The sequence below is a fragment of the Polaromonas vacuolata genome (assembly GCF_012584515.1).
Lineage (GTDB): Bacteria > Pseudomonadota > Gammaproteobacteria > Burkholderiales > Burkholderiaceae_C > Polaromonas > Polaromonas vacuolata.
Window position 1 is genome coordinate 3,755,481 of sequence record NZ_CP051461.1, and the last position, 14,433, is coordinate 3,769,913.

A 14,433-nucleotide genomic window follows, 5' to 3' on the forward strand; every position below is an offset into this window, starting at 1 on the left:
CTTTTTAGTCGGTCTAAAAACCCTTCTCGCCCTATGTCAGACCCCAAGTCCATCACCGTCATTCCCCCCCTAAACCTCAAGTCACTCCGGCTTGATGGCGGCACGCATGGGGTGTTGCTGTTTCATGGCCTGAGCAGTAGTCCGATGGAACTTCAGTTTGTCGCCAGAGGTTTGCAGCGCGCCGGCTATAGCGTGGTAGCGCCGGTGATTGCCGGCTATACCCACGGTCTGTCTTCTGAGTCAGGTCAAAACGTCGGTGCCAACGAGTGGATAGTGACGGCCTTACGCGAGTTCGATGCGCTGGCCGAGCGCTGTGAAACCGTCTCTGTGGGCGGGCTTTGCATAGGTGCTGTGCTGTCCTTGCGCGTTGCCGCTCTGCGCACCAACCGCATCAGCTCGGTGTTGGCTATGTCGACAGCGCTGCACTTCGATGGCTGGGCCAACCCTTGGTACACCCACTTTTTGAGACTCGCTCGCTACCTGCCGTTTGCCCGGCGCATCGCCATCAGCGAGGGCGAACCCTATGGCTTGAAAGACACGCGCATGCGCGCTTGGGTCAAGCGCCAGATGCAAGTTAGCGGCGACTCCAGCGCCGGTGCCGCGGTGTTGATGGTGGATGACCTACTCAAATCCAGAGACTTGATCGCCTTGGCCAAGTCATCGCTGGCGCAGATCACATCGCCCACGCTGCTGATTCACGCACGCGAGGACGAATGCGCGTCACCTAAAAGTTCTTACGAGGTGGCTAGCAAAGTCAAAGCCACACGGATTGAGATTTTGATACTCACCAACAGCTACCATATGGTTAGCTTGGACCAAGAGAAAAACACAGTCATCTCTGCCATGATTCGTTTTCTAGCGGATGACGCCAAGCCCGCTGTCAACAAAGTGTCAGCAGTGCCGCCAACGCAGTCGTCTGAATCGCTTCAATTAGCGCCTTTGACTCGGACATAAAGCCCACACTCTTAGCCAAAATACATCTTGGCGTCAAGAACTGTTAAGCTTTAAACAATATTCGCTCAAATCTGAGCAACACAGCTTAACTAGTATTTATTGTTATTTATTGATGAATTCTGACCTGATCAATCTTTTTGCTGAAACTTTCGATATTGCGCCAGACAAGCTGGTGCCTGAAGCAACGCTCGAAAGCCTAGGGCTAGACTCACTGGCCACTATTGAATTTTTGTTTCAAATCGAAGATAAATTCGGCATTCAAATCCCCGACCGTGCCAGCCCACCCCGCACTCTTGGCGAAATGGTGGCGCTAATTGCGCCGCTTATGCCGCTTGTGCCGGACTCGGACAAGGCAGCGGCTGACTAAAACCGCCACAACACTATGCGTCGTGTCGCCATCACAGGAATGGGCATAGTCTCGCCACTGGGAAACAATTGCGCAGATTTTTTCTCCGCCCTACTTGAGGTGCGCTCCGGCATCGCGCCACTTGAAGTGGCCATGCCCAATGGACCAGAGACTTTTTTAGCGGGCAGCGTCTGCATCAACGTCGATACACACTTTCCGCGCGCCAAACTACTCAGCATGGACCGCGTTAGCCAGTTTGCCTTGGTCGCGGCGCGCCAGGCCATGCAGCAAGCCGGATTAAACGATGAGAACGCACGTAGCAGCCTGCCTGCCGAGCGCTTTGGTGTGGCAGTTGGCACAGCCACCGGCGGCTCTGGATCACTGGAAAACAGCTACATCGCGCTGCTAGAGCAAAAAGCGCAACGCCTGCGGCCTATGACAGTAGTGCTGGCCATGAACAACGCTACCGCGGCCCACATGTCAATGGAGTTTGATCTCAAAGGCCCGAGCAGCACTGTCTCCAACGCCTGTGCATCCTCGGCCACAGCCATAGGCGAGGCAATGCGGCAAATTCGCCATGGTTATGCCGATGTGATGCTGGCCGGCGGTGCAGAAGCCATGCTCAACCGCGGCAGCTTCAAGGCTTGGCAGTCTATGCAAACATTGGCCAAGCCGCATCCTGATGGCGTAGAGACGTCCTGCCGGCCCTTTTCAATCGACCGCAGCGGCTTGGTTTTGTCCGAAGGCGCGGCCATGTTGGTGCTCGAAGAATGGGAAAGCGCCAAACGCCGCGGCGCCACTATTCTGGCCGAATTGGTCGGCTATGCCGCCAGCACCGACGCCCATCATCTGACCCAGCCCGAGGCTCAAGGTCAGGCACGGGCGATCACCTTGGCACTGCAAGATGCGGCTTTGAATTCATCCGACATTGCTTACCTCAATGCCCACGGCACGGCGACCGAAGTGGGTGATGTGGTCGAGACTCAAGCGATTAAGTTAGCGTTTGGAACGGCAGCCGCAGCCCTACCGATAAGCTCAACCAAAGCCTTGCACGGCCATGCCATGGGCGCAGCGGGCGGCATGGAATTTATTGCTAGCATTCTGGCGCTACGCTCTGGCCAACTGCCACCGACGGCTTTTTTAGTGCATCCGGATCCACGCTGCGACCTCGACTACATCGCTTTGCAAGCGCGAGACAGTCGGGGCATTGGCGCAGTCATGTCCAACTCGTTTGCCTTTGGTGGCTCTAACGCAGTGCTGATTGCGAAGGCTGTTTAAGCTTTACTGGCGCGAATTTTTTTAACCAATGCGGTGGTCGAGTAGCCGTTGACAAAATCAATCGCTAGAGCCTTGCCGCCATATGACTCAACAACGGCTGTTTCTGCCAGTTTTTGCATGTCGTAATCGCCACCCTTGACCAAGATGTCTGGCCTTAGCGCACGGATTAATTCAATCGGCGTGTCTTCATCAAACCAAGTGACCAAGCTGACTGACTCCAATGCGGCCAGCATCAATGCGCGGTCTTGCTGATTGTTGAGTGGCCGGTCATCACCTTTGCCCAAACGCCGCGCTGACGCGTCGGTGTTGAGCGCCACCACTAGGCTAGCACCCAGCGAGCGTGCATGGGCAAGATAGCTGGCATGGCCACGGTGCAACAAATCAAACACGCCGTTGGTAAACACCACCGGCCTTGGTAGTTGCGCCAACCGAGTAGCGGCTTGCTCACGGTCGGCGAGCTTGCGCTCAAAGTCAGGCGACGTCACCTGGCTCAGGCCGATGAAGGTACGAGCGCTGTATCAGCCGCAATTTCGCGGCCAATTTCTTTACGGAAACGGTTTAAGTCCTGCACGGTTTTAAAGCTACGGTTCATCAGCAAACTCATGTTGTGCAAGATACGACCCACGACCTTGCCTTCCCATTCCGCATCAAACTTAATTTGCGTGTCTAGCCAATGATCCAACCACTGTGGATCGGGCAAGCGCGACTGTATGGTGTCGCGTGGAAACAAGTTTTTGTTCACATGCAAATTAGTCGGATGCAGCGCTTGCGAGGTGCGCCTAGCGCTGGCCATCAACACGCCAACCTTAGAAAAAGCGACGTTTGCTTCGTTACCGGACTTATTAATCGCCCGTTTCATATAACGAAGATAAGCGCCGCCGTGGCGGGCTTCATCTTGGCTGAGTTGGGTATAAATTTGTTTAATGACTGGCTCGGTATGCCATTCACTGGCGCAGCGGTACCAGTGGTTAAGCCGAATTTCGCCACAAAAGTGCAACATCAAAGTCTCTAACGGGGGCGCTGGTTCAAACTCGAAACGCACCTCATGCAACTCTTCTTCTGTGGGTGCAAATTCAGGACGGAAACGCTTGAGGTACTCCATCAAAACCAGCGAGTGTTTTTGCTCTTCAAAAAACCAAATCGACATGAATGCAGAAAAGTCACTGTCGTCTTTGTTGTCACGCAAAAACATCTCAGTAGCTGGTAAGGCCGCCCATTCTGTGATGGCATTCATTTTGATCGTCTGAGCTTGTTCGTCAGATAACTTGGACGCGTCGAAACTGGACCAAGGAATATCCTTTTCCATGTCCCACCGGACGGCTTCTAGCTGTTTAAATAGTTCGGGATAAAGCATAAGAACTCCTTGGCGATTAACAATGCATCAAATCAGACGCGGTGTTATGACTGTTACGCGGCAAGAGCATCATCAGATGCAAGAACACACATTTTTATAACAGAACAATTTTATTTTCCCATTATGTCAAATCGTATTTGACACGCAGTCTCTGGGTGATTGGTCAAATGCAAACAAGGTCAAGACCCACGAAACTACTGGCATAAGTCAAACAGCCGAATCCGACTAGTGCGTATCAGCGTATAACAATAATCAGCTATTGCACAAGACAGCCATCTTGCAAACTGCGTGCGGTATTTCCCGCCAACGAAAACAACCGTTTTTTAAAAACAATTTCGCTATGTCCGATTCTTTTACTGCGCGGATCATCCTACCCCTTATCTGCCAAGCACTTTTGGGTCTGGCTGCCTTGACAGGGCCGCTAGCCTCTGCACAGGCCGCCGCCCCAGCCGCGACGACGATAGCGCAGACAGCCGCTTGCCCGACATTACTCAAGCACAATTTCTTGCGTCTGCAAGACGAAAAACCCCAAGACTTATGCCAATACAGCGGCAAAGTCGTAGTGGTCGTGAATACCGCCAGTTTTTGTGGTTTCACACCTCAGTACCAAGGGCTAGAAGCTTTGTATTCGCAATTTAAGGATAAAGGCTTGGTGGTACTGGGCTTTCCGTCAAATGACTTTTCGCAAGAAAGTGGCAGCAACAAAGAAATTGCGGATTTTTGCGCCAGCACCTTTGGGGTGAAATTTCCCATGTTCACAAAAACCAACGTCACGGGCAAGCAAGCCAATCCGCTGTTTAAACAACTCGCTGCAAAGACCGGCACAGCACCAAGCTGGAATTTTTACAAATACGTGATCAGCCGCGATGGACAGAGCGTGATCAGCTTTAACTCCATGACCGATCCCAAGGGACGGCAATTCTTAAATGAAATTGATAAGCAGCTAGCCCGGCCCTAAATCTGAGTCGCTCAGTGAGACCAGCAGCCCTAGTAAAAGTCAAAATTAACAAAAAGATACCACTTAGTCACTATTTGACCGGTGAGTAGTGAGGCGTTTATGATAGTCAATGATAATCAAAAGCAAAATTGTATAAATACAACTCAATGTTCACAGGAAAGCCTGTCTGAGACGCGCTGCAATGAAAATAAATGCTTTTAGCCGCCATGTCCAAACTTACGTTAACAAATCTTTACTGGCAAAAAATTGCATTCACAGGGAACTCATTGATAGCTTCTGATCTCAAACCCACGTACACATTGAACGCCTTGTTGGCGAACATTGAACGTCAACCCTTTTCATTGCTGCGGAGTTTTATAGGCCTTTGTGGCTTAGACAAAATCCCGGCGCACGTCTCCTCCTCCTCCCTTGCTTTATTGTTGGTACCGGGGCGCTTCGCAGCATTTTTATCTTTTGGTAGCCGCCCATGAGCGGCCAGCCAAACTCAGCCGCTCTGGCACGGGTGGCCATCGTCGGTTCAGGTATTTCAGGTTTAGCCGCAGCGCACGCGCTGAACGGCTTGGCTGACATCACACTCTTTGAAGCCGGTAACTATTTCGGTGGACACACCAACACAGTCGATGTCACATTGCCCGGAGCAGATGGTCTGGTCACGCACGGCGTAGACACCGGTTTTTTGGTTTTCAACGAGCGCACCTATCCAAATTTAATCAATTTATTGGCTGAACTAGATGTTAAGACTGCCAAGTCAGACATGTCGTTTTCCGTCAAAGTACCCGGCGCAGGCAGCAAGGGTCGAGCGCTGGCTTGGAGCGGCTCAAACTTAAGCAGTGTGTTTGCCCAACGCAGCAATTTATTCAACTGGAAATTTCTTCGCATGCTGCGTGACATCGTGCGTTTTAACCGCATCTGCACCAAGCTGGCCGAAGCAAATCTTGAGACTGAAATGCGCCAGCCGCTGAGTGATTTTCTTAAAGCTCATGCGTTTTCCAATGAATTTCGCGACTGGTATTTTCTACCCATGATGGGCTGCATATGGTCTTGTCCAACTGACCAGATGCTGCAGTTTCCAGTCGCCACCATGATTCGTTTTTGCCATAACCACGGTTTAATCCAAGTCACTGATAGGCCGCAGTGGTGGACTGTCAGCGGTGGTGCAAAACACTATGTTGAAAAAATCGTTGCGCAGATTTCAGACAAACGACTAAACACGCCCGTGCGCTTAATTGAGCGTGACGAAGAAGGCATTCGCATCGTCACCGATGGCCGTGCTGAGCGCTTTGACAAAGTAATATTGGCCGCACATTCAGACCAATCACTGGCCATGCTGCGCGAGCCCAGCCAGACCGAGCAGAATCTTTTAGGCGCCATACGCTACCAAGCTAACCGTGCAGTGCTGCACACCGATGCGACGGTACTACCCGACGAAAAAATTGCGTGGGCAGCTTGGAATTACGAGCGTGCAGTGCAAAGCGAGCAAGAGTCTTCAAGAGTCTGTCTGCATTATTTACTCAACATGCTTCAGCCCTTGCCCTTTAGTCAACCGGTTCTGGTTTCGCTCAATCCATTGACCGCCATACGGCCAGAGAAAATCATTGCCGAGTTCGACTACACACACCCGGTGTTTGATCTGGCTGCGATTCAAGCGCAAGGCCAGCTAAGCCAATTGCAAGGCGGCTCGCACAGCTATTTTTGTGGCGCTTGGACGGGCTACGGTTTTCACGAAGACGGGCTTAAATCTGGCCTACAAGCTGCTCGCCAATTATTGCGAGACATGAGCCCCGCATGATGCAAAACACAAAGGTTGATCTGCCGCTGATTGGCTTTGGCCAAGTACGCCACACGCGGTTAAAACCAGCGCAGCACGCCTTTAATTACGCCACTTATTTCTTGCTATTGCCAATGCGTGCAATGCAGAAAAACGGCAGTGGTCTACTTGCCCACAACCGAGCTGGACTGCTGAGTTTTTTTGACCAAGACCACGGCGACGGACGCGCTAATGCGGTCAGTTGGATAGATGAATTACTGGAAAAAGAAGGCATAACAGACGCCAGCGGCGAACTTTGGCTACATGCCTATCCGCGCGTGCTGGGCTACACCTTTAAGCCGGTTAGCTTTTGGTATTGCCACACCGAAAATGGCGACTTGCGAGCGATTGTGGCCGAGGTCAACAACACCTTTGGCGAGCGCCATTGCTACCTGCTAGATGCGCCCATCTATGGTCAAGAATTGCGCGCAGATAAAGTTTTTCATGTCTCACCGTTTTGCAGCGTAGAAGGCAGTTATCGCTTTCGATTCATGCGCAGCAGTCAAGACGGCGTAGAGAAAACCGTGGCCCGTATCGACCATGACGACAACACCGGCCCATTGTTAGAGACCAGCGTCAGCGGCACGCTAGAAACCATCACCCCACGCAGCCTGCGCAAGGCGCTGTGGACTTACCCAGCTATGACTTTTGCAATCATGGCGCGCATCCACTGGCATGCCTTTAAATTGTGGCGCAAACGCGTTCCTTTTTTTAGTAAGCCCAAGCCTCCGAAAGCATTTTTGACGCGATGAATATTCTCAATACACCTAGCGCCCGACCGGCAACATTAATCATTCCTAGCGACGCACCAGCTGCTGCTCGAAGCGCATTAAAACTGCTGGCGCGTCTCAAGCACGGCACGCTTAACGTCAAGATGCCTGACGGCACGGTTCAACGTTTTGGCAATGGTCAAAGTCCAACGGCTAGCTTGCATTTATTAAACTGGAATGCCTGTAGCGCTGCGCTCAAATCTGGTGATATTGGTTTTGCTGAAAGCTATATTGCGGGCGACTGGACTTCACCTCACATGACGGAGTTGCTGCGTATTTTCATGCTCAATCGTAAAGAAATTGAAGATGTGATTTACGGCACTTGGCTAGGCCGTTTGGCTTACCGGGTTAAGCATTTACTCAACCGCAATACCAAAACGAATAGTCAAAAAAATATTCATGCGCACTACGATTTAGGCAATGCTTTCTATCAGCTCTGGCTGGACGAAAGTATGAATTATTCGTCCGCAGTTTTTGACACACCTGAAGTCTCAATGCTAGAAGGCCAACATGCCAAGGTCAGGCGTGCGCTGCAATCGGTCCAACTCAAACCAGGTCAGCGAGTACTTGAAATTGGCTGCGGCTGGGGCGCGTTAGCAGAAAAAGCCGTGCTGGAGTTTGATGCGACGGTTGTCGGCGTGACACTCAGTACCGAGCAATTGGCTTGGGCTGAAGATCGTCTTAAACGGCAAGGCATTGGTGACTTCGCTGACCTGCGTTTACAAGACTACCGCGACATCGGGAAAACCACAAAAGACCAGCCCTTCGATGCCATCTGCTCGATTGAAATGGTCGAAGCAGTTGGCCGCGAATACTGGCCAGAATACTTTCGCACGGTGACACGTTTACTCAAACCCGGTGGTCACGCCTGCATACAAAGCATAGTGATTGCTGACGAATTGTTTGACCGCTACATCACCTCGACTGACTTTATTCAGCAGTACATTTTTCCAGGTGGTTGCTTGCCTTGCCCACGCGAATTTCGTGCCCAAGCCAATGCGGCAGGACTCGAAGTGATAGAAGAATTTTCATTCGGTAAGGACTACGCTCGCACGCTACAAATTTGGCGCGATGCTTTTAAAGCCAAAGAAACCGAAGTCATGGCACTCGGCTTTGACCGCCGCTTTATGCGTATTTGGGAGTTTTACCTGTGCTACTGTGAGGCCGCGTTTCACGAGGCCAATACCGATGTTGTGCAATACACGCTGCGCAAACTGTGAGCCAATGATGAAACGAAAAATCCAGCCCAGCCTGCTGATCAGCCTAGTCTTATTGTCTAGCCCATTGCTGGCCCAAACCGCACCAAGCGCAGCGCTAGACAGCAAGACAGATACGAGGATAGAGCTCCAGCAACAGCTGCCACAAGGCAAGTTGCTGGGCAAAACCAAACTCACGATTTGGGGCTTTCAAATCTATAACGCACGGCTCTGGGTGGCGCCGGGTTTTCGCACCGACCAGATCGATAATTCAGCCTTCGCATTGGAGTTAGCCTATCTGCGAGATTTCTCAAGCACCGATGTGGCTGAACGCTCGATTGAAGAAATGCGCCGTTTCGCCAGCCTCAGTCAAGCCCAGACGACAGCCTGGACGGCGGAGCTAATGCGCGTCATACCGAACGTGAAAAAAGGCGACCGTATCATGGCCGTGAATTTACCGGGTGAAGGTGTGCGTTTTTTATTCAACGGCAAACCGAATGGTGAAATTTTAGACAAGCAGTTTTCACGTTTGTTTTTTTCGATTTGGCTTTCACCTAAAACTTCAGAGCCCAAGATGCGTGAAGAATTACTACTCGGTGCAATGTGATCGACACAGGCCTTAGTCAGGAAAAATTTAGTCGCCGTAATACGCTGGCCTATGGTTTACTCGGCCTGCCGTTGGCGTTTGTTGCATTGCCGCTGTATGTGATTTTGCCTAACCATTACGCACGCGAGTTTGGTGTGCCACTGGCCACGTTGGGCGCAATCTTGCTGCTCGCGCGGCTGTTCGATGCGTTGATAGACCCGCTATTAGGACGACTGAGCGACCGGTTGTTTGCGCGTTCAGCACGTGCCGTTCTCATCATGGGTGGACTCGCCGCCTTGCTCCTAGCGCTGGGGTTTGCGCTGCTATTTTTTCCACTCGTGAGTGCGCCTGATGCACTACTGGCTTGGGCTGGCGCAACGCTAATGCTGACCTATGCTGGATACAGCGCACTGAGTGTCGCGCACCAGTCTTGGGGTGCCAGGCTGGGCGGCAATGAAGCCGAGCGCAGTCGCTTGGTCGCTTGGCGCGAAGGCTTGGGTCTGGTCGGCGTGGTGGTGGCATCCGTCACGCCGGTAGCACTTGGGCTGCCAGCCACCACGGCAATTTTTTTCGTCGCACTGGCCGCCGGTTGGCTGGCTTGGACGCGATCGGTACCGCCACCAACCAAAATAGAAGCAGCGCTAAACGCAGAAACTAAAAAAACAAAAGTCGCCGACACAACCAATCCCGTCAAGCCGGCCAATACAGTCGACACAGACATCTGGCTACCGTTTCGCTCTGCCGCTTTTCGCAGCCTGCTCACGGTCTTTATGCTCAACGGGATTGCCAGTGCTGTGCCGGCCACATTGGTGCTGTTTTTCATCCAAGACTTGCTGCAAGCACCGGCGGCTTTAGAGCCGCTTTTTCTGGGCAGTTATTTTTTATCGGCTGCGCTGTCCATGCCGCTGTGGCTGGCACTGGTTAAACGTTTGGGGCTTGCGCGCACTTGGCTGTGCGGCATGTTGTTAGCGATTGCGGTGTTTGCTTGGGCGTCTCAAATGGGTGCAGGTCAAACCACCGCATTTGTGGTGATTTGTGCGCTCTCAGGTATTGCACTGGGCACTGACTTAGCTTTGCCAGGCGCGTTATTGACCGGCGTGATTCAAGCTAACGGTGACTCTGGTCGCGCCGAAGGCGCTTATTTTGGCTGGTGGAGTTTTGCCACCAAACTCAATTTAGCATTGGCCGCCGGTCTGGCATTGCCGCTGCTAGCGCTATTTGGTTACGCACCTGGCGTGAACACACCCACAGCGCTTAATGCGCTCTTGATTGCTTACTGCGTGCTGCCTTGCTTACTCAAGCTAGCAGCAGCAGGCAGCTTGTATTTTTTAGTCCTCAAAAAACCCAAACTCAAACCTTATTTATTATGAAAAAAGATCGCTCTTTTGCCGCATTTTTCTCACTTTTAGCGCTCACTGCTGGCTTATTAGCTGGCTGCGCTTCTCCGCAAGTGAGCGACTATGCAGCGGAAAAACCAGTGCTAGATATGCGTGAATATTTCAACGGCACGCTAGACGCTTACGGTCTATTCACCGACCGTTCAGGCAAAGTCGTCAAACGCTTTACCGTGCTGATGACGTGCAGTTGGACGGGTCCAGCGGGCCAAGAAGTCGGCACGCTGAATGAACAATTTAGCTACTCAGACGGTACCAAGGGCGAGCGCATCTGGACGCTCAAACGCACGCCCAACGGCAGCTATAGCGGCACCGCCTCTGACGTCGTCGGTCAGGCTAGTGGCCAAGAAATGGGCAATGCGTTTCGCTGGGGTTACACCTTAAATCTGCCGGTAGATGGAAAAATTATCGAAGTTCAGTTTGATGACTGGATGTATTTAATGACCGACAAAGTCATGCTGAACAAAGCTGCGATGAGTAAATACGGCTTCAAGCTGGGTGAAGTCACGCTGAGTTTCGTTAAACGCTAAAAACAAAAAAATTACTATGGCTTTTAATCCACCCATTAATGACTGGCACGGCAAGACCGTTTGGCTGGTCGGCGCCTCTAGCGGCATAGGCCGTGCAACGGCGCACGCTCTGCATTTACTAGGCGCGCAAATTATTATCTCGGCGCGCAACCAAGCCGCGCTTGATCAGTTTGTTCAAGAGCATCCTGGCTCTATTGCGCTGGCATTAGACGCTGGCGACGCAGCATCGGTCAAAGCCGCTGGCGAGTCGGTCTTGCAAGCCGGCCCGCTCGATCTGGTGCTTTACTGCGCCGGTTACTATAAAGAAATGCGCGCCGCACAATTTGATCTAAAGGAAATGCAAACGCACAACCAAGTCAATTACATGGGCGCATTGCATGTACTGGACAGCGTGTTGCCGTATTTCTTGAGTCGCAAAGCAGGGCACATCAGCATGGTCAGCAGCGTGGCCGGCTATGGCGGCTTACCGCAAAGCTTGGCTTACGGGCCGACCAAAGCCGCTCTGATTAATTTGGCAGAAACGCTTTACATGGACTTGCAAGACAGCGGCGTCGCAGTCAGCCTTGTCTGTCCTGGCTTTGTAGAAACACCGTTGACTGCACAAAATAAATTCACCATGCCGGGGCTACTTACGCCCGAGCAAGCGGCGGATGAAATCATTAAAGGCTGGCAATACGGTGATTTTGAAATCCACTTTCCCAAGCGCTTTACGCGATGGGTCAAGCTAATTGGACTGTTGCCTAGAAAGTTTTACTTTCCGTTGATTCGCAAATTCACCGGTTTGTAAAGCGTCTAAAAATTAAGTCGGCTGAGTGTCGACAAAACTTGCGCGCAGCGTGAGTTTTTCCTGCAGCTTGGCCAAATTAGGATAGCTGTCGCGCCAAGTGATTTGACTGAAACGAAAATCCAGATAAGACAGCGCGCAGCCTACCGCCACATCGGACAGAGTAATGTAGACACCGCTGCAAAAAGCTTTGTCGGCCAAGCAAAGACTCATGGACTTGAGAGCCAAATCAATTTTTACCAATTGGCGATCTATCCACAATTGACTGCGCTCGGCGTCTGTACGACCAGCCCATCCCGCTTCGAGGCGGGCGGCAACAGCCGCATCAAGCAGTCCATCGGCGAGTGCTTCCCATGTCTTTACTTCAGCCCGTTCACGGCTCTGAGACGGAATGAGTTTCCCCACTGGCGATAACGTATCTAAGTACTCAACAATGACTCGCGAATCGTAAAGTGTCTCGCCGCCTTCCATGACTAGGCAAGGCACTTTACCTAAAGGGTTGGTTTCACTGATGCGGGTATTTGTGGCCCAGACATCTTCGAGTAAAAACTGGTAATCCAATTTCTTCTCTGCCATTACGATGCGTACTTTTCGCACATAAGGACTGCTATTGGATCCGATGAGTTTCATAAATGACTTTGTGCAAGAAGAAGAAAGATTTCTGACAAACCATTCTATCGACTAAGCCGGCTAAGTCGCCGTGCGCGTTGCTAGCGACCTACAATTAAGGCATGAGCCCAACAAATACTCTTTCCCCCCTGAACGCGCTGTCCCCACTAGACGGCCGCTACGCCAGCAAACTCGCTAATCTTCGCCCACTGATGTCCGAGCGCGGTTATATGCACCGCCGTGTACAAGTTGAAATCGCTTGGTTTATTTCCCTCTCAGATGCTGGCTTTGCCGAATTCAAGCCACTCAGCCCAGGTGCACGAACCTATCTTATGGGTTTGGTGAAGAATTTTTCTGATGCCGATGCACTGGCAATTAAGACGATTGAAAAAGTCACCAACCATGATGTAAAGGCTGTTGAGTACTGGATCAAATCTAAATTTGAAGCGCGGCCAGAACTGCAATCTGCAGGCGAATTCGTACACTTTGCATGTACCAGCGAAGACATCAACAACACCAGCCATGCGCTGCAACTCAAAAGCAGCCGTGAACAAGTTTTGTTGCCCGCACTAGACAAAGTGATTACCCAGTTGCGCGAAATGGCGCACGAGTTTGCGGACGAGCCTATGCTGGCCCGAACGCACGGCCAGACCGCCAGTCCGACCACCGTCGGCAAAGAAATCGCCAACGTTGTGGCACGACTCGCACTCGCGCGCGAAAAAGTCGCCAGCATCAAACTGATGGCCAAAATGAATGGCGCCGTCGGCAATTTCAACGCTCACTTATCAGCCTGGCCCGAGTTCGACTGGGAAGCATTTAGCCGCAAGGTCATAGAAACTCCAGAGCCACTTGGCTTGGGCTTGAGCTTTCAATCGCACAGTATTCAAATCGAGCCGCACGACTACATGGCCGAGTTGTTCGATGCGATTGCCCGCACCAACACCATACTGATCGACTGGTCGCGTGATGTCTGGGGCTATGTCAGCGTGGGTTACTTTAAGCAGCGACTCAAAGCCGGAGAAATTGGCTCATCCACCATGCCGCACAAAGTCAATCCGATTGACTTTGAAAATGCGGAAGGCAACTTAGGCATGGCCAATGCCATGCTGCGCCACATGAGCGAGAAGTTGCCAATTTCCCGCTGGCAACGTGACCTGACCGACAGCACCGTGCTGCGCAACATGGGCGTGGCAATGGGCTACGCCGTGCTGGCCTACAGCTCGCTGAGCACAGGTTTGGGCAAGCTGGAACTCAATCGCGAGAACTTGCAAAGCGACCTCAATTCATCTTGGGAAGTACTGGCTGAGCCAATACAAACCGTGATGCGCCGTTATGGTGTTCAAGGGGCTTATGAAAAACTCAAAGAGGTCACACGCGGCAAAACCGTGACAGCTGAGGACTTGCACGCGCTGATTCGTTCGCTAGAAATTCCTGAGTCTGAAAAAGTCCGTCTTCTGGCCATGACACCCGCGAGCTATATCGGCATGGCGGGCGAGTTGGCAAGAAGGGTTTAAGGACTTAAGGTTTGGTAGGGGTCGAGGTCAAAACCTCGACTTCACTGTCTGGTGGCATATCACGCCCGCATTGCCAGCATTGCTCAAAGCCGCCTTCGACGATCTCACCGCAGTCGCAAGACCAGCGCCGCTGCGGCATGTTTTGCAATTGATCAAGCAACTGTTTTGCCGCCGATTCCTGATTATTGTGTGTTAGCCAGACCTCGGGCAAACACTGGTCAGGCGGCATTTCACCGGCCAAGCTACTCATAAAGTAGCGCTGAACACTGGCTTCGAAGCCAGCTTGCTTGAGGGCGTCTACCCAGAGCGAAGCAATTGCGATATTGGGGGCACGTGCAAGACGAATCATTAAC

At 51.9% G+C, this 14,433-nt stretch carries 16 protein-coding genes; 12 read left to right on the top strand and 4 right to left on the bottom strand.

The annotated features are described in order from the left end of the window. The first annotated feature begins 33 nt into the window (after window positions 1-33). The 3 genes from HC248_RS17060 to HC248_RS17070 all read left to right on the top strand — a co-directional run bounded on the left by HC248_RS17060 (window position 34) and on the right by HC248_RS17070 (window position 2,578). Window positions 34-954, top strand: coding sequence for an alpha/beta hydrolase (locus tag HC248_RS17060; protein WP_168923525.1), 921 nt, complete (start codon window positions 34-36; stop codon window positions 952-954). Window positions 955-1,066: 112 nt separating this feature from the next. Then, complete coding sequence (locus tag HC248_RS17065) at window positions 1,067-1,321, top strand: acyl carrier protein (RefSeq protein ID WP_168923526.1); 255 nt, start codon at window positions 1,067-1,069, stop codon at window positions 1,319-1,321. A 15-nt stretch (window positions 1,322-1,336) separates the two neighbouring features. Continuing rightward, window positions 1,337-2,578: a beta-ketoacyl-[acyl-carrier-protein] synthase family protein gene (locus HC248_RS17070; protein WP_168923527.1), complete on the top strand. Its 1,242-nt coding sequence runs from the start codon at window positions 1,337-1,339 to the stop codon at window positions 2,576-2,578. Here the strand turns inward: HC248_RS17070 and rfaE2 are convergent. After that, window positions 2,575-3,063, bottom strand: coding sequence for a D-glycero-beta-D-manno-heptose 1-phosphate adenylyltransferase (gene rfaE2, locus HC248_RS17075; protein WP_168923528.1), 489 nt, complete (start codon window positions 3,061-3,063; stop codon window positions 2,575-2,577). The genes HC248_RS17070 and rfaE2 overlap by 4 nt on opposite strands. A 5-nt stretch (window positions 3,064-3,068) precedes the next feature. Continuing rightward, window positions 3,069-3,932, bottom strand: a complete 864-nt coding sequence (locus HC248_RS17080) for a ferritin-like domain-containing protein (RefSeq protein WP_168923529.1) — start codon at window positions 3,930-3,932, stop codon at window positions 3,069-3,071. Window positions 3,933-4,272: 340 nt separating this feature from the next. Between HC248_RS17080 and HC248_RS17085 the strand changes: the two genes are divergently transcribed. The 8 genes from HC248_RS17085 to HC248_RS17120 all read left to right on the top strand — a co-directional run bounded on the left by HC248_RS17085 (window position 4,273) and on the right by HC248_RS17120 (window position 11,960). Further along, window positions 4,273-4,890, top strand: a complete 618-nt coding sequence (locus HC248_RS17085; RefSeq protein WP_168923530.1) for a glutathione peroxidase — start codon at window positions 4,273-4,275, stop codon at window positions 4,888-4,890. Between the two features lie 466 nt (window positions 4,891-5,356). Further along, on the top strand, window positions 5,357-6,679 hold the full coding sequence (locus tag HC248_RS17090) for an NAD(P)/FAD-dependent oxidoreductase (protein ID WP_168923531.1): 1,323 nt from the start codon (window positions 5,357-5,359) through the stop codon (window positions 6,677-6,679). Next, a complete protein-coding gene (locus HC248_RS17095; RefSeq protein WP_168923532.1) occupies window positions 6,676-7,449 on the top strand; it encodes a DUF1365 domain-containing protein in 774 nt (257 codons plus the stop codon). The genes HC248_RS17090 and HC248_RS17095 overlap by 4 nt, the downstream gene beginning before the upstream one ends. Further along, complete coding sequence (locus HC248_RS17100) at window positions 7,446-8,687, top strand: SAM-dependent methyltransferase (protein WP_168923533.1); 1,242 nt, start codon at window positions 7,446-7,448, stop codon at window positions 8,685-8,687. Before HC248_RS17095 ends, HC248_RS17100 begins: the two co-directional genes overlap by 4 nt. Window positions 8,688-8,691: 4 nt before the next feature. Further along, complete coding sequence (locus tag HC248_RS17105; RefSeq protein WP_168923534.1) at window positions 8,692-9,270, top strand: chalcone isomerase family protein; 579 nt, start codon at window positions 8,692-8,694, stop codon at window positions 9,268-9,270. Further along, window positions 9,267-10,619, top strand: a complete 1,353-nt coding sequence (locus HC248_RS17110) for an MFS transporter (RefSeq protein WP_238342668.1) — start codon at window positions 9,267-9,269, stop codon at window positions 10,617-10,619. Before HC248_RS17105 ends, HC248_RS17110 begins: the two co-directional genes overlap by 4 nt. Next, complete coding sequence (locus tag HC248_RS17115; protein ID WP_168923535.1) at window positions 10,616-11,173, top strand: DUF3833 domain-containing protein; 558 nt, start codon at window positions 10,616-10,618, stop codon at window positions 11,171-11,173. The genes HC248_RS17110 and HC248_RS17115 overlap by 4 nt, the downstream gene beginning before the upstream one ends. 16 nt (window positions 11,174-11,189) lie before the next feature. Further along, complete coding sequence (locus tag HC248_RS17120; RefSeq protein WP_168923536.1) at window positions 11,190-11,960, top strand: SDR family NAD(P)-dependent oxidoreductase; 771 nt, start codon at window positions 11,190-11,192, stop codon at window positions 11,958-11,960. A 12-nt stretch (window positions 11,961-11,972) separates the two neighbouring features. Here HC248_RS17120 and HC248_RS17125 read toward each other — a convergent pair whose 3' ends face one another. Continuing rightward, window positions 11,973-12,587, bottom strand: a complete 615-nt coding sequence (locus HC248_RS17125) for a glutathione S-transferase N-terminal domain-containing protein (protein WP_168923537.1) — start codon at window positions 12,585-12,587, stop codon at window positions 11,973-11,975. A 101-nt stretch (window positions 12,588-12,688) separates the two neighbouring features. Here HC248_RS17125 and purB point away from each other — a divergent pair, with 101 nt between their 5' ends. Then, window positions 12,689-14,080 (top strand): adenylosuccinate lyase, encoded by a 1,392-nt coding sequence (gene purB / locus HC248_RS17130; protein WP_168923538.1) that lies wholly within the window; start codon window positions 12,689-12,691, stop codon window positions 14,078-14,080. Between the two features lie 4 nt (window positions 14,081-14,084). Here the strand turns inward: purB and HC248_RS17135 are convergent, their stop codons facing one another. Then, window positions 14,085-14,429 carry a DUF2007 domain-containing protein gene (locus HC248_RS17135; protein WP_168923539.1) on the bottom strand — a complete coding sequence of 115 codons (345 nt, stop codon included), beginning with the start codon at window positions 14,427-14,429 and terminating at the stop codon, window positions 14,085-14,087. Window positions 14,430-14,433 lie beyond the last annotated feature (4 nt).

Coding starts and splice junctions, on each gene's coding strand:
- HC248_RS17060 (WP_168923525.1), top strand. CDS start 34: ATGTCAGACCCCAAGTCCATCACCGTCATTCCCCCCCTAAACCTCAAG.
- HC248_RS17065 (WP_168923526.1), top strand. CDS start 1,067: ATGAATTCTGACCTGATCAATCTTTTTGCTGAAACTTTCGATATTGCG.
- HC248_RS17070 (WP_168923527.1), top strand. CDS start 1,337: ATGCGTCGTGTCGCCATCACAGGAATGGGCATAGTCTCGCCACTGGGA.
- HC248_RS17080 (WP_168923529.1), bottom strand. CDS start 3,932: ATGCTTTATCCCGAACTATTTAAACAGCTAGAAGCCGTCCGGTGGGAC.
- HC248_RS17085 (WP_168923530.1), top strand. CDS start 4,273: ATGTCCGATTCTTTTACTGCGCGGATCATCCTACCCCTTATCTGCCAA.
- HC248_RS17090 (WP_168923531.1), top strand. CDS start 5,357: ATGAGCGGCCAGCCAAACTCAGCCGCTCTGGCACGGGTGGCCATCGTC.
- HC248_RS17095 (WP_168923532.1), top strand. CDS start 6,676: ATGATGCAAAACACAAAGGTTGATCTGCCGCTGATTGGCTTTGGCCAA.
- HC248_RS17100 (WP_168923533.1), top strand. CDS start 7,446: ATGAATATTCTCAATACACCTAGCGCCCGACCGGCAACATTAATCATT.
- HC248_RS17105 (WP_168923534.1), top strand. CDS start 8,692: ATGATGAAACGAAAAATCCAGCCCAGCCTGCTGATCAGCCTAGTCTTA.
- HC248_RS17115 (WP_168923535.1), top strand. CDS start 10,616: ATGAAAAAAGATCGCTCTTTTGCCGCATTTTTCTCACTTTTAGCGCTC.
- HC248_RS17120 (WP_168923536.1), top strand. CDS start 11,190: ATGGCTTTTAATCCACCCATTAATGACTGGCACGGCAAGACCGTTTGG.
- HC248_RS17125 (WP_168923537.1), bottom strand. CDS start 12,587: ATGAAACTCATCGGATCCAATAGCAGTCCTTATGTGCGAAAAGTACGC.
- purB (WP_168923538.1), top strand. CDS start 12,689: ATGAGCCCAACAAATACTCTTTCCCCCCTGAACGCGCTGTCCCCACTA.
- HC248_RS17135 (WP_168923539.1), bottom strand. CDS start 14,429: ATGATTCGTCTTGCACGTGCCCCCAATATCGCAATTGCTTCGCTCTGG.